This window comes from Alteromonas sp. ABD4_190, assembly GCF_056160105.1.
On record NZ_JBSWWN010000001.1, the window covers coordinates 114,562 to 132,950 of the forward strand.

Annotated in this window: 21 protein-coding genes; 13 read left to right on the forward strand and 8 right to left on the reverse strand. The window is 43.4% G+C overall.

All coding sequences use genetic code 11. The annotated features are described in order from the left end of the window. Positions 1-358: 358 nt before the first annotated feature. The 5 genes from ACXAFM_RS00595 to ACXAFM_RS00615 all read left to right on the forward strand — a co-directional run bounded on the left by ACXAFM_RS00595 (position 359) and on the right by ACXAFM_RS00615 (position 3,030). The gene (locus ACXAFM_RS00595) at positions 359-700 is read left to right on the forward strand and encodes a hypothetical protein (protein ID WP_474825965.1); all 342 of its coding nucleotides are present in this window, start codon (positions 359-361) and stop codon (positions 698-700) included. 124 nt (positions 701-824) lie between these two features. Continuing rightward, positions 825-1,175 (forward strand): hypothetical protein, encoded by a 351-nt coding sequence (locus tag ACXAFM_RS00600; protein WP_474825967.1) that lies wholly within the window; start codon positions 825-827, stop codon positions 1,173-1,175. 133 nt (positions 1,176-1,308) lie between these two features. Then, positions 1,309-1,797, forward strand: a complete 489-nt coding sequence (locus ACXAFM_RS00605; RefSeq protein WP_474825969.1) for a hypothetical protein — start codon at positions 1,309-1,311, stop codon at positions 1,795-1,797. A 124-nt stretch (positions 1,798-1,921) separates the two neighbouring features. Beyond that, positions 1,922-2,476 (forward strand): CbrC family protein, encoded by a 555-nt coding sequence (locus tag ACXAFM_RS00610; protein ID WP_474825971.1) that lies wholly within the window; start codon positions 1,922-1,924, stop codon positions 2,474-2,476. Positions 2,477-2,604: 128 nt separating this feature from the next. After that, positions 2,605-3,030: a hypothetical protein gene (locus ACXAFM_RS00615; protein ID WP_474825973.1), complete on the forward strand. Its 426-nt coding sequence runs from the start codon at positions 2,605-2,607 to the stop codon at positions 3,028-3,030. Between the two features lie 116 nt (positions 3,031-3,146). Here the strand turns inward: ACXAFM_RS00615 and ACXAFM_RS00620 are convergent, their stop codons facing one another. Both ACXAFM_RS00620 and ACXAFM_RS00625 read right to left on the reverse strand, forming a co-directional pair. Beyond that, complete coding sequence (locus tag ACXAFM_RS00620; protein ID WP_018983976.1) at positions 3,147-3,437, reverse strand: type II toxin-antitoxin system RelE/ParE family toxin; 291 nt, start codon at positions 3,435-3,437, stop codon at positions 3,147-3,149. Beyond that, positions 3,430-3,651, reverse strand: coding sequence for a TA system antitoxin ParD family protein (locus tag ACXAFM_RS00625; protein WP_474825975.1), 222 nt, complete (start codon positions 3,649-3,651; stop codon positions 3,430-3,432). The genes ACXAFM_RS00620 and ACXAFM_RS00625 overlap by 8 nt, the downstream gene beginning before the upstream one ends. Before the next feature lie 183 nt (positions 3,652-3,834). Here ACXAFM_RS00625 and ACXAFM_RS00630 point away from each other — a divergent pair, with 183 nt between their 5' ends. The 5 genes from ACXAFM_RS00630 (at position 3,835) to ACXAFM_RS00650 (ending at position 5,839) form a co-directional block, all read left to right on the forward strand. Continuing rightward, positions 3,835-3,996 (forward strand): hypothetical protein, encoded by a 162-nt coding sequence (locus tag ACXAFM_RS00630; protein ID WP_474825977.1) that lies wholly within the window; start codon positions 3,835-3,837, stop codon positions 3,994-3,996. A gap of 139 nt (positions 3,997-4,135) precedes the next feature. Next, a complete protein-coding gene (locus ACXAFM_RS00635) occupies positions 4,136-4,381 on the forward strand; it encodes a hypothetical protein (protein ID WP_474825979.1) in 246 nt (81 codons plus the stop codon). 54 nt (positions 4,382-4,435) lie between these two features. Next, positions 4,436-4,801, forward strand: coding sequence for an MmcQ/YjbR family DNA-binding protein (locus ACXAFM_RS00640; RefSeq protein WP_474825981.1), 366 nt, complete (start codon positions 4,436-4,438; stop codon positions 4,799-4,801). A gap of 23 nt (positions 4,802-4,824) precedes the next feature. Further along, positions 4,825-5,616, forward strand: coding sequence for a PhzF family phenazine biosynthesis protein (locus ACXAFM_RS00645; RefSeq protein ID WP_474825983.1), 792 nt, complete (start codon positions 4,825-4,827; stop codon positions 5,614-5,616). A 37-nt stretch (positions 5,617-5,653) separates the two neighbouring features. Next, on the forward strand, positions 5,654-5,839 hold the full coding sequence (locus tag ACXAFM_RS00650; RefSeq protein ID WP_474825985.1) for a DUF4177 domain-containing protein: 186 nt from the start codon (positions 5,654-5,656) through the stop codon (positions 5,837-5,839). A 134-nt stretch (positions 5,840-5,973) separates the two neighbouring features. On the opposite strand, the gene ggt is transcribed toward ACXAFM_RS00650, so the two are convergent. Together ggt and ACXAFM_RS00660 are read right to left on the reverse strand one after the other, a co-directional pair. After that, positions 5,974-7,731, reverse strand: coding sequence for a gamma-glutamyltransferase (gene ggt, locus ACXAFM_RS00655; protein WP_474825987.1), 1,758 nt, complete (start codon positions 7,729-7,731; stop codon positions 5,974-5,976). A gap of 14 nt (positions 7,732-7,745) precedes the next feature. Then, positions 7,746-8,510 (reverse strand): enoyl-CoA hydratase, encoded by a 765-nt coding sequence (locus tag ACXAFM_RS00660; RefSeq protein WP_474825989.1) that lies wholly within the window; start codon positions 8,508-8,510, stop codon positions 7,746-7,748. A 112-nt stretch (positions 8,511-8,622) separates the two neighbouring features. On the opposite strand from ACXAFM_RS00660, the gene rrtA reads away from it, so the two are divergent. After that, complete coding sequence (gene rrtA, locus ACXAFM_RS00665) at positions 8,623-9,207, forward strand: rhombosortase (protein WP_334037388.1); 585 nt, start codon at positions 8,623-8,625, stop codon at positions 9,205-9,207. Between the two features lie 191 nt (positions 9,208-9,398). On the opposite strand, the gene ACXAFM_RS00670 is transcribed toward rrtA, so the two are convergent. After that, positions 9,399-11,894: a S9 family peptidase gene (locus tag ACXAFM_RS00670; protein WP_474825992.1), complete on the reverse strand. Its 2,496-nt coding sequence runs from the start codon at positions 11,892-11,894 to the stop codon at positions 9,399-9,401. A gap of 177 nt (positions 11,895-12,071) precedes the next feature. Between ACXAFM_RS00670 and ACXAFM_RS00675 the strand changes: the two genes are divergently transcribed. Further along, positions 12,072-12,626 (forward strand): glutathione peroxidase, encoded by a 555-nt coding sequence (locus tag ACXAFM_RS00675; protein ID WP_474825994.1) that lies wholly within the window; start codon positions 12,072-12,074, stop codon positions 12,624-12,626. 170 nt (positions 12,627-12,796) lie between these two features. Here the strand turns inward: ACXAFM_RS00675 and ACXAFM_RS00680 are convergent, their stop codons facing one another. Then, a complete protein-coding gene (locus ACXAFM_RS00680; RefSeq protein WP_474825996.1) occupies positions 12,797-13,399 on the reverse strand; it encodes an FMN-dependent NADH-azoreductase in 603 nt (200 codons plus the stop codon). Between the two features lie 239 nt (positions 13,400-13,638). On the opposite strand from ACXAFM_RS00680, the gene ACXAFM_RS00685 reads away from it, so the two are divergent. Then, entirely contained in the window at positions 13,639-16,107 is a 2,469-nt protein-coding gene (locus ACXAFM_RS00685) for a CHRD domain-containing protein (RefSeq protein ID WP_474825998.1), read from the forward strand. 107 nt (positions 16,108-16,214) lie between these two features. Here ACXAFM_RS00685 and ACXAFM_RS00690 read toward each other — a convergent pair whose 3' ends face one another. Together ACXAFM_RS00690 and ACXAFM_RS00695 are read right to left on the reverse strand one after the other, a co-directional pair. Further along, complete coding sequence (locus ACXAFM_RS00690; protein ID WP_474826000.1) at positions 16,215-17,456, reverse strand: cystathionine gamma-synthase family protein; 1,242 nt, start codon at positions 17,454-17,456, stop codon at positions 16,215-16,217. 96 nt (positions 17,457-17,552) lie between these two features. Further along, entirely contained in the window at positions 17,553-18,188 is a 636-nt protein-coding gene (locus ACXAFM_RS00695) for a 1-acyl-sn-glycerol-3-phosphate acyltransferase (RefSeq protein ID WP_474826002.1), read from the reverse strand. Positions 18,189-18,389 lie beyond the last annotated feature (201 nt).

Sequence of the window (18,389 nt, forward strand, 5' to 3'; positions counted from 1 at the left end):
TACAAACAATATCTTGACGTTTTTTACGCCCTTTATAACAAAGGGAGTGGGACTATCGAATTACGCTATGTATACCCTGCAAATAAGCACATAGTATTGGATAATCCAAAATCAACTTTCGATCCGGATAGCAGAAGCCGAAGCTGTAGGCTAGTTTTCAGAAAAAACGGAAAAAAATATAGTAGTGCTAGGGCTAATGACGTATCTATATGCAAACAAATTTCGAGATCGCTTTAAGTACGTGTCTAACAAACAACTGTTGCCACTCACTGCGTTCGCTGGGACAAAAATACGTAGGCTCCCGTCGCTTCGCTCCTTATTTTAGCCTACGTACTTTTGCCCCAAAGTTGGGTGTTATATGCCAGTGAAAAATTTTAAGTTTCAGCTGTTTTTAATTAGTTTGCTGGCTTTGGCATCTTGCGCAAAGGAAACGGGCGTAGAAGAACGAGTGGTGTTTTGGAAAAGTGAACTATATAAAATTATTCCTGTTGGTACTCCGCAAGAAGAAGCTTTAAATAAACTAAAAGAAATAGATTCAGAGGCATTTGTAAATTTGTTATCGGGAAATATTTCTTCTAAATTAGAAAACACAGAAGGCAATGGTATCCTCTGCAAAGATTGGGTTTTAGTGGCTACAACAGAAATTCAAGACAATGCTGTCATTAAACATTCAATCTCCAATACGGGGCGTTGTTTATAGAATGGCATATAACAAAAAAATTAAGTCACTCACTGCGTTCGCTGGGACGCATACACGTGGGGCGGCTTCGCCATTATGCCCCACATGCCTGCGCCCCTTATTTAAAAGTTATATGGCAGGTGTAATGGCAAAGATTCGTAGAGAACTAGCAGATCCCAAAAAGCACTCCGATTTCATGTCATCGTCGATTGAAGGCGGTATACCTGTATCAAAAAGTCGGAGTAATTTAGTACCAAAATGGGTATACCTAGCAGAGGTGTACAATTTCACTTTTCAGTTTGCCAGCATTCAACAAGTTAGACAGTGCATAGCGTATTTTGAAAGCAAAACTCATCCGAGCACCATTTCTCAACACCCTCCCCATGAGCATTACTGGCAACCATGGTATTGCAAATTGCCAAAAGGAATTAATAAAGGTGTAAGAAAACAAAAGGTCTTAAAGGTTCTCAAACAAATAATCGCGCGCTGGGGTTAGAATGCCATATAACAAAAAAATAAAGTCACTCGCTGTCGCTCGTTGGGACGCTAACACGCAGGGCCGCTTCGCTATTATGCCCCACGTGTTATCGCCCCTTATTTAAAAGTTAGGTTTCAAAGGAACTGATTCAATGAAAGTGATGTTTTTCGGTCTGATTTTACTAGTTACAGCGTTTAGTTCTGTGTCTCAAGAAATCCAATCCAATGGCTTTTCTTTAGCGCTCGGAAAGGGCTGGTCAGTTGTAAATACAAACAAAACTACGACTGTTGCAGCAAATAAAGAATCAGAACAGGTAATCATTCTTTCAGTCTACATTGTGCCATCCGTAGAAAAGGGTGCTGAGATATTAGCTGAAATGAAAAGCTACTTATCAAACCTCAATGAACAACTTCCTAAAATGGAATTACATTCTCAACTTGCCCCTTTAGATATTCAAACAAGTGCTCCTTGGGAATTAGTTGCTTATTCAGGTCCAAATGAAGAAGGGCATTTAGTTGCTGCGTGTCTCGGTACTAATAAAGGCGTATTAATGGTTTCCCTAGAAGGTATGGGCTCTGTTCAATCTGCAATTCCGCAATTGAAATCAGTTCTTTCTTCGTTGAATCACAGTGAAACCTAACAATCGCATAAACTCGCTCGCGGGCTCGCTGGGACAAAAACACGTAGGCTCCCTTCGCTTCGCTCGGTATTATAGCCTACGTATTTTTGCCCGTTATGCGGGCCGTTAGCCATCAAGGAGGAACATGGAACTTCCCAAGTTTAAATATCATTCTGACCCGTTAAAGTCTGGTTCAATAATAGAATCAGACGCAGTTTGTTTATGCTGCGGTAAAGCCACTGGATATATATACGGTGGGCTACCCTATTCTGAAGTAGAGTTAGAGGACTCAATATGCCCTTGGTGCATCGCAAATGGTGCGGCCCATAAGAAATTTGATGCGGAATTTACAGATTTTGACGGTATAGGTGGGTATGGTGATTGGGAGGATGTAGCTTTATCAATTAAAGAAGAAATAACCTATCGAACACCGGGATTTACTGGTTGGCAGCAAGAAAGGTGGTGGACGCACTGTAGTGATGGTGCAAATTATCTTGGTTGCGCAGGCTTCAGAGAAATAAAAGACTACGGAAAGGATTTAGAAGATTCACTGAAGTCAGAGGCAACTGTCACGTACGGCCTTAAAGAAGGGCAATGGGAAAGCTTCTTTCAGTCCCTCGATGCTGATGGATCACCAACAGCTTATATATTCAAATGTATTCATTGCGGTAAACATGGTGGTTACATTGACTTTGATTAACGTGATGGCTAACAAACAAATGTTGGCACTCCCTCCGGTCGCTAACACGTTGGCTGACTCACTTCGTTCGGATTTTAGCCCACGTGCTAGCGTCCCAAAGCTTAGCGTTATGTTCACAAGGATGGATTATGAAATCTAAAGTTTTAATTGGAGTTTTTGGCGGTCTTTTCACCATGGTTGTGTTTAGCCTTGGCTTTTTATCTTCATTCTATTTAACCACTTCTCTAGACTCTACTAGCTACACCAAAGAACACGTAGATAACGGCAGGTTTATGCTTTACGCATTAAGGCATATTGAGAGTGGAGAAATTGAAAAGGCCAGATTAGCTTTAAGAGGCCATGTATCTAACAAAGTTTTAATTACTGACGCCTTTAGACTACCACCTACGAGTGAACGGGAAGATCAAGTTATCCAAGACTTTTATGCAGAAGTTGCTGATTACTTTAATTCTCAAGGTGGCTTCAATGAAACAATGCAAGTTATGGAAAATGGAGAATGGGTCTCAAAGCCTACACCCACTATGCAAATTCTTGAGGAATTTTCAGCAAAGTGAACATAACAACTCAATCAACACACTCACTTCGTTCGCTGGGACGCATACACGTGGGGCGGCTGCGCCATTATGCCCCACGCAACTGCACCGCTTAGCTTAATGTTATACGCGATTGGTCAGAATAACTTTTTAACATCGCGATAAAAGTTTTCATGAGAGCCAAGTGCAATCAACTCAAGTATTACAGTGCCATCCTCGTAGCTGTAACCAAGTAAAGTTAACTGCTTGACCATCTTGAATTTGTACACGCGAAGAAAGGCTAGGTCGCCTTTTTTCTGCTCACCTAGAAGAGGATCGGCCATGAGTTCCTTAACCGCTTTATCCAAGTCTTTTTTCTGATTCTGATGTAACTTCTTTACTGCTCTCTTAAAATTAGCTGTCTGTAAAACACTGGTAATCTTAGCCAAAATCGTAAGGCTCCAATTTTCCAGCCTCTTTTTCAGCTTTAGAAATAATTGCCTGTTTCACGAATTCGTAAGGCAAGTCAGGGTTATCTTCCATCATTTCACCTATCTTTGCCCAATGCTCAATCTGTTTTGGCATAGTTCGGTTTAGTGCTTTGCCCATAATCGTAGCTCTCTCAACTAGATCTTGGTCTAGTCTTACGCTCGCGGTTGCCATAACATGTCTCCTAATGGTTCGTCATTACATTGTAGCAATGCGCTACAGGTGTGGCAAACTGCGTATTACAAACGCAGTAAATCGCTCGCAATCTCGCTGGGACGCTAACACGCAGGGCCGCTTCGCTATTGTGTCCTACGCGTTATCGCCCCTTATTTAAAAGTTAGGAGACAAGGAACCATTGTGAAAACAGTCAAAGGTGATCTGATTAAATTAGCGAAAGAAGGACAATTCGATATAGAAGAAAGGCTAGGTCGCTTTTTTTGGTCAGCTAGAAGGTTCATTGACCTGGGGGGGCCCACTCTCATCCTTGCTAATTCTTTTTGGCTAAAGCAAGAAGAGTAAGATGAAAAATCACCTGATATGGTTAATTTAGTCTGCAGTCTAGTTTTGTAGTCTTTGTGTAGTTGTTGTAATTTCAAGTGTTTAAGGTAGCGCTAATTAGGCGCAATTACGTCTTATTTTCAAGAAAGGTTTTAACTAAATGAAGAATGTTGCATTCCCACTTTTCTCTCTACTTCTTATTGGCTGCGGCACAATTAATACTCCTCATGACGGCTTGGATGCTATCTACAATACCACGTCAGCTGTGATTAAAGGTAACGAAAACAAATCAGAGTGTTCTTCGGGACATTATGATGATAGAAAAAAATGTAAAAGTCGCTCGCAGGCAAAAACAAATGCTATTTCAGAGTCAATTAGAAAGCACCGTAGTGACAGCGACATATAGTTTTATGATAAGGATCGATGACTCATGCTTTGACAACTAGTTAAGCGAATGCCTATGACTCTTGACGAATTTAATCACTTTTGCGAAGCACTACCCCACACTACTCATGTCGTTCAGTGGGGAAATTCAGAAGTGTGGAAAGTTGGTGGTAAAGTCTTCGCTATAGGGAGCATTGGCAAGGACGGGCACCCTGCTTTTACCTTTAAAACGTCAGAGCAAAATTATTATTTTCTGGAAGAAAAGCCCGGCTATAGGCCTGCGCCCTATCTTGCTAGTCGTGGAATGAAGTGGATACAACAGTACAATTGTGAGAACGATGAAGATGAAGCGTTAGAATACTATTTAAGCGCTTCTTATAAACTAGTATCGTTAGGGTTAACCAAGAAAATGCAGAAAGAGCTTGGTTTAAATCAAGCTTAAAAACATAGTGAGCACGCGTTCTAGTGAAAATTAAAATTAACGTTGTCGATGCATTTACCAATGTAAGGTTTAAAGGCAATCCTGCTGCCGTAGTTATAACGGGAAAATGGCTTAGCGATGAAAAAATGCAAGAAATCGCTGCTGAAAATAACCTTTCAGAAACCGCATTTTTGGTAGAAGACGACAACGGTGTATTTGCCATACGCTGGTTCTCCCCCATAACGGAAATCGACTTTTGTGGTCACGCAACGCTGGCATCCGCGTTCGTAATCTTTAGCGAAAATTACCAACTACCGCACATTTTTCTATTCGCCAAATCGGTGGGTATGATGAAAGTCGTTAAGAAAGACGACGGATTCATTCAAATGGACTTTCCCAATAGAATGCCTCCCCCTGTAGATGACGTGCCTGAAGCATTACTACGAGGGCTTTCAATAAAACCAAAAAGCATTTTCAAAAATGACCAAGCTTATTTTGCTGTTTATTCTGACGAAGATGACGTTTTAAGTGTAATTCAAGACAGCGAACAACTAAAAACACTTGCGCCCTATGATGTGGTAGTGACGGCACCGGGTACTCAATTTGACTTTGTATCCCGTTATTTCTGGCCTGCGAACGGCGGTGATGAAGACCCGGTTACCGGTTCAATCCACACTGGGCTGGCGCCCTATTGGGCAAAAGTGTTTGGACGGTCAAAACTTATCGCTTATCAAGCATCTAAACGAGGTGGTACAGTGAAGTGTGAAGTAGCAGGTGATCGCGTGCTTATTTCTGGCCAAGCAGTGTCTTACCTTGAAGGTTATATTACTATTTAATAATTTAAAGAATAAAGCTGTAGAAGGAACTATATAAATGCAAAAAGTCGTTGAATTTAAAACTCGTAACTTTTGGTCTAGCCAACTCAATTTAGACACCCTTAACGAAGAAATTAAAAAGTACAACAATCAGGGCTGGCGTGTTATTCAAGTAACACCTGCGGCGTCGTTCTCCGCACATATTCGGTCAGTATTGCTCCTTCTTGAAAAATCGAATAGTTGAAAGTAAAAACTAGAAAGCGCCGACCATTCCATTTACATTTCCTAGCACAAAAAAAGCGGAAGATATTTAATCTTCCGCTTTCACTCACTCAACAACATACTGCTGTATCTTTTTCTATCTACGCAAGCTCAGCGTTAGCGCCCTACTGCAATGCCCTCCCTGCGAGGATCTGCGCCGCCAATTAATTTACCTGATTTAAACTGAATGCCATGAAGACCGCTGTTTAGATCCACTACTTTGACGTTATGGCCGAGTGCCTTTAACGGCTCTTCAAGCTCAGCTATTGGCGTGCCCTTCTCTAACGCCGTGTAGTCATTTCTATTGGTTATTTTAGGCAAGTTGATAGCCTGTTGAATATCCAAGCCAAAGTCTAAAACACCAATAAGGGTTTGGGCTACATAGCTTACAATTCTAGAGCCGCCCGGCGAGCCGACAACAACCTCTAGGTTCCCTTCTTTGTCGAAGACCATTGTAGGGCTCATCGCGCTTCTAGGGCGTTTACCAGGCTCTACACGATTTGGTACAGGAAAGCGGTTTTTAGTCGGCGAAAATGAAAAGTCGGTAAGCTGGTTATTAAGCAAGAAGCCTTCTACCATAATCCCAGAACCAAACATAAATTCAATGCTGGTAGTCATTGATACTGCATTACCCTCTTTGTCTACGATAGAGACGTGTGAGGTGTTAGGTAGCTCCATTGACGTACCAAGCGCTACATTCGCATCGGCGTACGGATTACCCGCGCGCTTGCGACGCCACTCTTTATCAACAGCAATATTTTCAGCTCGGCGCTCAAGATAAGCCGTGTTGATCATGGCCGCAAACGGCAGGTTAGTAAAATCGCTATCTGCTATAAACTTCTCGCGATCCGCATATGAAAGCGCACTTGCTTGCGTGTACAAGTTCGCAAACTCTACTGAATCTGGCGCATATTGACTAAGGTTAAAACCCTCTAGCATTTTTAGAATCTGATAAACGTTCACACCACCAGAGCTAGGTGGTGCCATACCGCAGATACGCTTTTCGTGATATAGCCCACAAACAGGTTCGCGTTTTACAGGCTCGTAGCTTGCTAAATCTTCTAACGTCATCTGGCCTGGGTTGATTTCAGCGCTATTTACCGCTTTTACTATTTTTTCAGCGACCTCGCCTTTCAATAAATAGTCGCTGCCTTTTTCAGCAATACCTCTTAAGGTTTTGGCGAGCTTTTTGTTTTTCTTAACCGTGCCTTCTTTTAAAGGGAGGCCTGCTGGAAAGAAGTAAGTAGAGCTTGCAGGAAAAGTTTTAAGACCTGGGTGATAGTCCAACGCCACCAGCTTAGCTAAACGCGGGGATACTTTAAAACCATCTTCAGCTGTTTTGATTGTATCGTCGAACAGCGTATTCCAAGGCAGCTTGCCGAACTCACTTTGAGCCATTTCTAATGCTTTTACCGCACCAGGCACGCCTACTGACTTACCGCCAACTACGGCATCTAACCAGCGCATTGGCTTGTTACCTTCAATGAACCAATGAGAATTGACAGCTTTGGGCGCGGTTTCACGTCCGTCGAAGGTGTGAAGTACTTTGTTCTTATTATCCCAATAAAGGATAAAGGCACCACCACCAATGCCTGATGATTGCGGTTCAACCAGAGAAAGCATTGATTGAACAGCCACTGCAGCATCTATCGCGCTGCCGCCTTTTTCTAGAATATTCTTCCCCGCCCAAGACGCATAAGGGTTTGCCGCTACAACCATATAATCTTCGGCTTCAAATGCCTTTTTCTCTATGTAGCCTGTTGCTGCTTCTGGCTCTCCGACTTCACGCGTTTGTTTCGCGTTCACACCAAAAACAAAACAGCTAGATAATGCAAGGGTTACCACTGAAGCTCTGAACAAAGCACTGCGTCTCAAAATAATACTTCCTCTTATTTAAATTTTTCGGGGTTAATTGGGCGTTTTTTAAGAAACGCATCAAACGCTTCTTGGGCTGCGGTTGTGCCCAACGCTTCCAAAAATATATCAAACTCTTCGTTCATTTGTTGATTTGTTCGCTCCCCGTCACCTTTTAATAGCGCTTTAGTCTGTCTAAGCGAGAACGAAGGCTTGGCGACAAGTTTGTCTACCGTAGTTTGAACGGTTTGATCCATTTCGTGTGCGTCAACAATTTTTGTCAGAATACCAAATTGATAAGCATCGGCGGAGGTAAAAGGTTCGCCTAGCATTAACCACTCTGCCGCTTTGATATGACCTGCAACCTTAGGCAAAAGATAACTTGATGCATACTCGGGAACAAGCCCTAAGTTGATGAACGGTAGAACAAATCGGGTATCTGGAGTGGCGTAAACAAAATCGCAATGAAGTAAAAGCGTTGTGCCTATCCCCACCGCCAAGCCATGAACTTGTGCAATAACCGGTAAATTACATGCAGCCAAAGCTCGCATAAAGGCAGCTGTTTCTGGCACTTGAGCGTGATCTTGTTGCTGCGCAAAGTCGCCAATATCGTTACCGGCAGTAAAACAATCGCCAGCGCCTTTGATAACCACCACTTTGGTTGAGCCATCGTTCTTAACACCTAATATGGCATTCGCCATTTCTTGGTACATGTCGCGTGTTAATGCATTTTTCTTATCGGTTCGGTTAAGTGTAATGGTTAAGCATTGTTGATTTGTTTCGGTAATAATGTAAGACATAATTACTCCTTTACTGTCGTCTTTTTTATTTCGGGCGTACTCCAGTTTTCACCCAGTAGGCAATTTCTGTATCATAGCCAGCAAATTCTGAATTCAAAAATAACTAACACTGATGATGTCACTGCCGTTTTCGCTTAAGTATAGCGCTGGTCCTTTATTTATTGCGCTATGCTCCGTTGTCGCGTTTTTCTTTGAGCCTATGTCTGGCAATTTTTTGGCTTACGACAGGTACGCCATTCAAGGTCTAGAAACTTGGCGAATAGTCAGCGGCAATATCGTGCATACCAATGGCTACCACCTACTTTTAAATTTAGCAGGTCTGGCGCTATTGTGGGCCCTACACGGTGAACATTATCGCATTGGTTTGTACTTAAAAGTTTTTGTATGGTGCTGCTTAGGGACCAGTGTCGGGCTTTATTTCTTCTCTCCAGATCTAATATGGTACGCGGGTTTGTCTGGCGCATTACACGGTATCTTCGCATGGGGCGCCTGTGTTGATATAAAAGAGAAAATGAAGTCGGGTTGGTTATTGCTTATAGGTCTAGCCATCAAGGTGGGATACGAACAAATTGACGGTAGTAGCGAACAAGTTGCCAACCTGATTGACGCAAAGGTTGCCGTAGACGCGCATTTATTTGGTGCGCTAACGGGTATCGCAATCTTTTTACTTATGTTCATTACGGCGAAAAGAAAATAGAAACTCGAGCGATATAGTGTCACTCTTTTTGCGCATTTTGATTTGTTAAAGCAGATTAATGTGCTGAAGCAAAAAATGAAGATTAAAAAAAGGCCCTAATTCATTGAATTTGGGCCTTTTGCTGTATGCCTATTACTTTATGAACAACCCAGCGCTTCTTAGACGTTGGGCGATTCAAATAAAGGCTTTGCTTATAAGTTTTCTTCAAATAACTTATAGATACGGCGGTACTCATCTAGCCACGAGCTTGGCTGCACAAAGCCATGTGGCTCTACCGGATAAATGGCCGTTTCAAAATCTTCTTTCTCAAGCTCGATAAGACGCTGTACCAATCGCACGGTGTCGTGGAAAAACACATTGTCATCAACCATAGGCGCATTGATAAGCAAAGGCTTTTCTAGTCCATCGGCAAAATAAATTGGCGAGCTACGCTCAAACGCAATGGGATCGATATCAGGCGTATTCAGAATATTAGCCGTATATGGCGTGTTGTAATGGGCCCAATCGGTTACCGGGCGAAGTGCTGCACCTGCCGCAAACAGATCTGGCGCGGTAAACATAGACATAAAGGTTAAGAAGCCGCCGTATGAACCGCCGTATGTGCCAATACGCTCACGATCTACATTTGCATTTTCAACAAGCCAGTTAACACCATCACGCAAATCTTGCACTTCAGGCGTACCCATTTGACGATAAATAGCGGTTCGCCAATCACGTCCGTAGCCAGCACTAGCGCGATAGTCCATATCTAGTACGACATAGCCTTGCTGCACGAGCATGCTGTGGAACATGTATTCTCGGAAGTAACCAGACCACCCCATGTGGGCGTTTTGCAAGTAGCCTGCACCGTGATTAAACACTACCGCTTTATTTGGTGCCGTCTTGTCGTAATTTTCCGGTAAATATACTCGTGCGTAAATAGGTGCATCGGTATGCGACGATTCAATAGCAACGATGCTAGGCACCGCCCATGGAAGTGCATTAAAATCAGCACTGGTGCTTTGCGTGATTTGCTTTGCCGCTGTTGTTTCGTTTGCTGGCTTAATGTAAAGCTCTTGTGGTTGATTCACCTTGCTATGGCTTAGCAGCAAATTTTTACCATCAGGGCTAAGTGAATAGTCTGTCATACCATTCAAATCAGTCATGGTATCGATGGTATTGTCACTTAAATCTGCACGATAAACTTCGTAAAGCCCCGGGTGCTCCATATTAGCTTTAAAGTAGATATAATTGTCATCGCTAGAAAGCGTTAAATCGTCAACAATAAAACGGCCGCTGGTTAGCGCGAAAGGCTCCTCGCCAGGCTTTTGAACGTATAAGTGAGAGTAACCAGTATGCTCAGACTGATAGTAAAGTGTTTCGCTGTCATTTAGCCAATCAAATGCGTTGAAACGGTAGTTTACCCACGCATCGTCATGAAGCCTATGTTGGTTTTCTAGCGTTTTATTCGCTAAGTCGACCGTTGCAATCCAGCGGTCTTTGTTGTCCCACGCTTCTAGCATGACGGCAACAGCGTTACCGTTTTTGTGCCAGCGAATCGAAGGCTTAGTCCAATACCAGCTTTGCAGTAAGGTAATGTCGCGCGGCAAACGATTAACTTCATAGGTCTCGCCTTTTGCTTTCGCGTTTTCTTCTTTTACATCTGCAAGTACGTCGTCATTGTACCCAGGCAAATTAAAGTATTTAAGTTCACTCTTCTCGCCAGTTTTCAAATTAAGCAGCCACAGTTCATGATTTACCGATTCTGCATCTGCAACACGTTGGCGTACCGGCTTCGCGGCAATGCGGCTGTCTTCTTGGATATAATGCGGCATGATGTCGCTGTCATCACGAGTCGGCTTACTTTCCGTGGTGGCGACTACTGCAAAGTTACCCGCAGGCGATACGCTAATACCCGCTAGTCGATGCGACTTATCAAAGTAAAACGGCGTAGGTGCTACACTGCTGTTTTCTTTGGCCAACGCTTTTTGAGCGTCGTCTTTTTCTTGTCTGTTTTTGCGCTGTAGTTTGATGTATTCCACCAGCGACTGTTGCTGCTCGGCAATATAATCTTTAGGCGGCTCAACCGCTTTGGGTTCGTCGCTAAACTCCCAGCTCAATAATTCTTCGCGGGTGCCGTTAGATAGGTCTATAGCAATAAATTTGTTACCGCTTAACGCCATTAAGCGGCCATCAGTCATAAATGAAAGCGTTGACAGCGCACTCCCGCCACGCGCGATACGCACGGTTTCACCGTTGGTAAATTGCACATAAACACTGTCTTCAAATGAATAAGCAATTACACCATCATTTCTTACTACACGTTCGTCAAAACGATACTTGTGCAAATCTGACAACGGTGCTTTTACGGCATTTGCAGGGTTTGAGAGTTCAGCAACATAAACATCTGTTAACGCGCTATTCTGTCTTTCTTTTTCAAAAACAATTTTATCGCCATTGACCGACCACCCCATACCTTCGGGTAGCGCGCCCATCCATTGAGGGTCTGACATTATTTGCTTTAAAGTAATTTCACCATTTTTCGCGCTGTTCTGAGGCGCGACATCGGGTGTAACGGTTTGCTGGACAGTGGCAGCAGGAAGCGATGTAGACGCTGTTTGGCTAGATGGTTCGTTAGTAGTGCTTGCACATCCGCCCAACGCAAAAGTAACGCTAGCCGCGATGAGTAAAGAAGAGTATTTTTTCATTATTTTAAGTCGTTGTTATGTAAAAAACGTTAACATTATACGCAGAGCAGTTACTAATGCGCTAACGTTCATCGATTGAGATAGTGAACCAAACGTAAACCATCTGCGTTTATGGTTGTGAAACTGGTCTGTCGGCCTGAACAAAATAACAAAAATTCACTGATGAGGTAAAACACTATGAAAGCGAAAGGTTTTGTACCTGCGTTGCTTGCGCTCAGCTTTTTCACTACTCCTAGCTTTGCGAGCGAGTGCCCCAGCGTACTAAAGTTCATGAAGCGTAAGCTCAACTCACAAGAAACGGTGAATTTGTGTAACGAATATGCCGGAAAGACCCTTTTAGTGGTGAACACAGCCAGCTATTGCGGCTACACGCCACAATTTGAAGGTTTAGAAGCCCTTTATAGTGACTACAAAGACAAAGATTTTGTAGTACTTGGCTTCCCCTCGCACGATTTTAACCAAGAAGATAATGATGAAGGCAAAACGGCAGAACTGTGTGAATTGACTTATGGCGTAAAGTTTCCGATGTTTGAACCGATATCGGTAAAAGGTGAAGACGCCGATCCTATCTATAGAATGCTAAAAACCGCCACCGGCAAAGCGCCATCATGGAACTTTAATAAGTACCTTATTGACAGCTCCGGTAAGCAAATAACCCACTACCCTAGTTCAACAAAGCCCACTGATCCGGCTTTTATCGCTGACATAGAGGCACTCCTCAAAAGCGAATAAAACCGCAAATATCAACGCTGCCTATAGGTCACACCAAACGAGAATCTAAAAGCCGCGCATAAAAAAGCCCCGCGTAACACGCGGGGCAATCAAGCACACTCAACTTGGAACACACTTTTAGCTGAAAACATACTTCCTACGTTTTAGCTAACTGCATTAATTTAGTGTGTTTAGTTGTTGGTTAGTTCAATAATTTTTTCGCTCGCCTCAGAAAAAGCCTTGTTTGCTTGCTCTTCGCCCATGTTAAGTCCTTCAGCGTAAACGAATTTTACGTCACTGATACCAACAAAATTTAAAAAGTGTTTTAAATACGGCGTTTGCGTATCAAAGTCTGAACCTGCATACACACCACCGCGAGCAGCAAAAACCGTGGCTGATTTATTTTCTAGCAATCCGACAGGACCTGTCTCGGTATATTTAAATGTTATACCAGCTCTTGCAATACGGTCGAAGTAAGCTTTTAAGCTCGATGGGATGCCAAAGTTGTACATTGGCACGGCTAGCACAATTTCGTCAGCCGCTTTTACTGCTTCAACAATGTCATCAGAGAATTTTGCCAATGCCTGTTGTGATTCATTTCGCTCAGGCGCCTCAGTCATCCAGGCCTGCATTTCTTCACCTGTTAAATGAGGCAGTGCCAGAGAGGCAACATCCACGCGGTTAATGTGTACAGAACCGTCATTCTCGATTTTTGAAAGGTACTCGTTTGCAAGCTTTGAAGAATTACCTTGGTTGCCATTTAGGCTGGAAAATATAGCCAGTACTTTTTTCATGCCGAACTCCAATATTCGTTGTTTCGATAATATATGGTTATATTACGGCAATCGGGTTGGATGAAAATATCAAAAACATGAAGGCTTCGTTCTATTTTGTAGAACAAACTACCAAGGAAAAGAACAAATGTGAAATTATTGAAAACATTACATTACGTTAATGTTGCAAGGAGGTTGATCTTCTCTTATTTGCTCAGCGTAACCGAGTTTGCCACAACACAATTAAGAGGATACAAAATATGAAAAGGACTAAAGCGCTCCTTGCATGTTCAATATTACCACTATTTTTAATCGGCTGCTCTGATGATGACGATGATGAAGTCGTTGAGGTCCCCGCCCCCGTTATTGAGTATTCCAACGTTCGCGTTGTTCACGCAGCATCTGACGCTCCTATGGTCAATGTCACCGCTAACGACGCAATTCTGAACGGGTTGGAAAATGTAGATTACCAGGTCGCTTCATCGCGGTTTGAAGTTGAAACGGGTACATACGATATTGGGGTAACAGGTATTCTCCCAGGTGAAAACGCTGAAGTGCTGCAAGCTGACGTTACTTTAGAAGCTGACGTGAACTACGATATTTTTGCCGTGGGTAATGTTGGCGATGAAACATTATCGCTTTTAACTGTAACCAGCATGGAAACCGCAGTTGATGCTGGTAACGCTCAAGTACAAATTGTACATGCAGCGTCTATGGCGCCAACGGTTGATATTTACGTTACAGCACCAGAAGCAGATATCACAGCAGAGCAACCACTTGTTACCGCTGAATTCACAGATTCTACTGACTTGATTCAAGTACCAGCAGGCGATTACCAAATTCGTATTACACCGGCCGGTGAGACAACGGTTGTATACGACTCTGGTACGGTAAACCTTGCAGACGGTGCCGATTTGCTTATTGCTGCCACTAATAACGTAGGTACAGGCGACTCACCAGTAACATTACTGGCTGCAGACGGTGACAGCAGTTTCAAAATTTGGGATTCAGAGGCAGGTGCCGAAATTCGCGTAGTGCACGGTATTAGCGACGCGCCAGCGGTGGATGTTATTGCCAATAACGAGATTGTGCTAGTAGACGGCATTCAGTTCCCACGCACCACCGATTACCTGTCTGTTGCTGCGGGTGATTACTTAATTGATGTTGTAGCCGATAGCGACAACAGTGTTGTGGCAATTGACGATGCAGAATTGACACTAGAAGTAGGTATGTCTTATACCGCTATCGCAAACAACGTTTTAGCGGCGCCAGAGCTTGATGTGCTTGTTGATATGCCCCGCTCCGTAGCGACTGAAGCGAAAGTGCGTATTGTACATGCTTCACCTTCAGCGGGTAACGTCGATATTTACGTAACCGCAGATGGCGAAATTGATGCGGTTGACCCGGCATTTGCCGATATTGCCTATGAGACTGGCGAGCTTGTTGAAACAGGATATGTAAGCCTTGCGGAAGGTGACTACGTAGTGACGGTTACGCCTACTGGTACCAAGACAGCGGCAATTGAAACAGACGTCTTATCATTAGAAAATGGCGAGATTTACACGGCAATTGCACTAGACGGCGCAATGGAAGGTGATTTACCTCAATTAGCATTACTTGATGGCCTAGCACCACCTCCACCTGCTTTTAACGCTGACATGACTTACAACGTTAATCTGAGTGGTTCACAAGAGGTGCCTGCAGTCGATACCATGTCTACTGCAACAGCAGTAGTTGAGATAGACGAAGACTTGCCTGCATTTAGCGTAAGCGTTGACGTTTCAGGCCTAACCGACGTTACGGGTGTACACGTACACGATGGCGGCATCGGCATGAACGGCCCGGTTGCTTTCCCACTGACAGATGCTGGTAATGGTACTTATGTTCTCGCTGAAACTAATATTTCACCTAGCAACTTAGATGCACTGACTAACGGTGAATGGTATCTAAATGTTCACACCACGGCTAACCCTAGTGGTGAGGTCCGTGGTCAAATTGTTCCTGATACAACAGCGGTAGTGACATTCTCGCTAAGTGGCAGTCAAGAAGTACCAGCAGTAGATACTATGGCAATGGGCTCTGGCTATGCTCTTTTCGATACCACTAACAACAACGTTTCTCTTGTGGCGGTAACCACAATCGATAACGCGACTATGGCACATATTCACACTGGATTTGCTGGTGTAAATGGGCCTGTGCTAGAAGCGTTGGTCGAGAGCGAAGAAACGGCGGGTGTGTGGATGACAGACGGTAGCGTAATGCTAGATGAAGCCACTGCTACGCAATTACTTTCAGGTGGTCACTATGTGAATGTGCATACAGCGGCATTCACTGGTGGTGAAATTCGCGGCCAAATTACGCCTGATAACATTGAAGTGTACGGCATTGTTGCTGATGGTTTACAGGAAGTGCCTGCAGTAACAACAACGGCAAGCGGTGCGGGCGCATTTACGCTTAACACATCCACAGGCGCATTATCTGGTAGCGTAACTATAACTGGTATGACTGCCAACATGGCGCACATTCACGAAGGTGAAGCGGGTGTAAATGGTGGTGTGTTATTGGGGCTCACCGATGGTACCGATGGAATGTGGTCTGTACCAGCTAATACTACATTAACCGCTGAACAAATGGGCGTAATGGCAGACGGGGGTCTTTACACTAACTTCCACTCAGATGCATTCCCAAGTGGTGAAATTCGCGGTCAAATCACGTTAGGTTTTGACTAACAGATGCCAGTAAAACTTATTGCTTCAATCATATTGAGCGCAATTATTACAAAATAAAAAAGGGGCGAAAGCCCCTTTTTCTGTACTTTGCCCCAGCAAAACATTGCCTAGATCGTGTTTAGCGCTGCTTCAAAATCCGCAATAAGATCCTGAGTGTCTTCAATACCTACCGAAATACGTAACATGGTATCGGAAATACCCATTAACTCACGTTCTTCTGCTGTGTTCTCGAAATAAATAGTAGGGGCTACAGGTAGTGCTAGAGTGCGATTATCACCTAAGTGAGTTGCACAAATAACCAGCTCCATTTCGTTCAAAAACGCCACAGGATCTGCACCGTCAATAAGATCAAAACTCAAAATTGCACCGTAGCCACCGTTAAGGTATTCCCTTGCCATAAAATGCTGTGGATGGTCGGCAAGACCTGGATAAAACACTTTAGAGACTTTCGGGTGATTATCTAGAAAGGTTGCTAGCTGCATAGCATTGTGTTGGCTTCGAGTTAAACGCAGATCTAAGGTTTCCATGCCTAAAGCGATAGCCGTGGCTGATTGAGGTGCCAATGTAGCGCCTAAATCACGAAGGCCTTTCTTTTTGATTTGAGTAATGCCCCACTGTGCTGTATCAGCAACCTGATAAGCAGGCTTGAGGTTGTCAAACTTTGTCCAGTCAAAGTTGCCAGTGTCGACTACTGCGCCGCCTAATACATTACCGTGACCTGCTATATATTTGGTTAATGAGCAAAACACTAGCGAAGCCTTAACATCTTTTGCGTAGAAAACAGGCGGCGGTGTCATGGTGTTATCAACCATAAACAGCATGTGCTTTTCTTCACAGAATTGACCAATGGCGTGAAGATCAGCAACCTGTGTTACAGGGTTTGCCACGGTTTCTGTGTAAACACCTTTCGTGTTTGGCTGATAAGCTTCTTTAACTTGTTGAATGTCGGTCACATCTGTGTACGTAACCTGCACACCAAAGTCTTTAATCGTTTCGAAAAAGCTTCTTGTGTTGCCGAAAAGGTATTGGCTTACGATTAAATGATCGCCCGCCTTTAACAAGGCAAATAAAGAACTGCTTATAGCCGCCATACCGGTTGAGTAGCATAACGTACCTACACCGCCTTCTAAGTCATTCAGCATATTTTGTAATGCAGCCACCGAAGGCGAAGAAGAACGTGAGTAAACGTGAGCTGCGCGCTTGCCTTGAAACGCATCTATAATGCCTTGCGCATCTTTAAACTCAAAAAGAACCGAATTAGATGTGCTGCTGTGTACACCACCATGTTCTGGGGTGTTTAGCATGCGATCAGAATGTACCTGACGGGTTGTGAATCCCAATTTTGTCACGGGTGAAGCTCCGAAAATAGATGTTTGCGACCTAGCCAAATACGCACCGGATTAGTCTATTTATGACAGATGCGTATATACCACTTACAAAAATGGTTATGGCTTTATAATGCAGTTTTTAGGATATTTTGCGCAAACATTATCATAAAACGTATAAATAGTTTGCATTTGTTCATCTATATTAGTTACTTTCTGAATAATTGGCCCCAGTACAATTCTTTTTCTAGCGTAGTCCAAACCTATGACTTGAACAGGAATTTCAGCTTGTTGTGCAATATGCATAAACCCCATTTTCCATGGATAAATGGGGCTACGAGTACCTTCTGGCGCTAAGGCAAGAATAAGCTGATCAGCCTCTTTAATTTTATTTGCAATAGAGATGACCACGCCGTGGGCTTTACTTCTTTCAATGGGAATGCCCCCTAGCCTTCTCACAATGGCACCTAGTGGTGGCTTAAAGATGGTGTGTTTGCCAAAAAAATTAATGTTTAGCTTGAATGAAAAAACCACGAATAAGCCGATAAAAAAGTCCCAGTTTGATGTATGCGGCGCTACCGCTAAGATGGCTTTTTTCTGATTAATGAGTTCGCCTTCTACTTGCCACCCTCTTTTCGTGAGCACCCACGCGGCAAACGACGAAAGCCACTGTGGCCACTTACGAGGAATACTGCTCCCTACGATGACGTTACTGACTAATTGAGAATGGTGATTTGGATGCGAGGGTTTTGTCATTATTATTGTGCTCTGCTTTTTGTTCTATATTGGGTTTTATTTAGGTTTTTATTTAAGGTTTGGTTTATAGCTTTAAATACTGATGAGCTACATCGGCGTGACATTATTGGCAGGTTGCTTTCAATACTTCATAGGCCTTCGTGCTTTCTTTTTCTATTTTGTACCCGCATATTCTTTTACTACGTAACACGGCATACTGCA

Coding starts and splice junctions, on each gene's coding strand:
- ACXAFM_RS00680 (WP_474825996.1), bottom strand. CDS start 13,399: ATGAAAAAAGTACTGGCTATATTTTCCAGCCTAAATGGCAACCAAGGT.
- ACXAFM_RS00640 (WP_474825981.1), top strand. CDS start 4,436: ATGACTCTTGACGAATTTAATCACTTTTGCGAAGCACTACCCCACACT.
- ACXAFM_RS00675 (WP_474825994.1), top strand. CDS start 12,072: ATGAAAGCGAAAGGTTTTGTACCTGCGTTGCTTGCGCTCAGCTTTTTC.
- ACXAFM_RS00660 (WP_474825989.1), bottom strand. CDS start 8,510: ATGTCTTACATTATTACCGAAACAAATCAACAATGCTTAACCATTACA.
- ACXAFM_RS00625 (WP_474825975.1), bottom strand. CDS start 3,651: ATGGCAACCGCGAGCGTAAGACTAGACCAAGATCTAGTTGAGAGAGCT.
- ACXAFM_RS00615 (WP_474825973.1), top strand. CDS start 2,605: ATGAAATCTAAAGTTTTAATTGGAGTTTTTGGCGGTCTTTTCACCATG.
- ACXAFM_RS00595 (WP_474825965.1), top strand. CDS start 359: ATGCCAGTGAAAAATTTTAAGTTTCAGCTGTTTTTAATTAGTTTGCTG.
- rrtA (WP_334037388.1), top strand. CDS start 8,623: ATGATGTCACTGCCGTTTTCGCTTAAGTATAGCGCTGGTCCTTTATTT.
- ACXAFM_RS00605 (WP_474825969.1), top strand. CDS start 1,309: ATGAAAGTGATGTTTTTCGGTCTGATTTTACTAGTTACAGCGTTTAGT.
- ACXAFM_RS00600 (WP_474825967.1), top strand. CDS start 825: ATGGCAAAGATTCGTAGAGAACTAGCAGATCCCAAAAAGCACTCCGAT.
- ACXAFM_RS00650 (WP_474825985.1), top strand. CDS start 5,654: ATGCAAAAAGTCGTTGAATTTAAAACTCGTAACTTTTGGTCTAGCCAA.
- ACXAFM_RS00695 (WP_474826002.1), bottom strand. CDS start 18,188: ATGACAAAACCCTCGCATCCAAATCACCATTCTCAATTAGTCAGTAAC.
- ACXAFM_RS00635 (WP_474825979.1), top strand. CDS start 4,136: ATGAAGAATGTTGCATTCCCACTTTTCTCTCTACTTCTTATTGGCTGC.
- ACXAFM_RS00610 (WP_474825971.1), top strand. CDS start 1,922: ATGGAACTTCCCAAGTTTAAATATCATTCTGACCCGTTAAAGTCTGGT.
- ACXAFM_RS00670 (WP_474825992.1), bottom strand. CDS start 11,894: ATGAAAAAATACTCTTCTTTACTCATCGCGGCTAGCGTTACTTTTGCG.
- ACXAFM_RS00685 (WP_474825998.1), top strand. CDS start 13,639: ATGAAAAGGACTAAAGCGCTCCTTGCATGTTCAATATTACCACTATTT.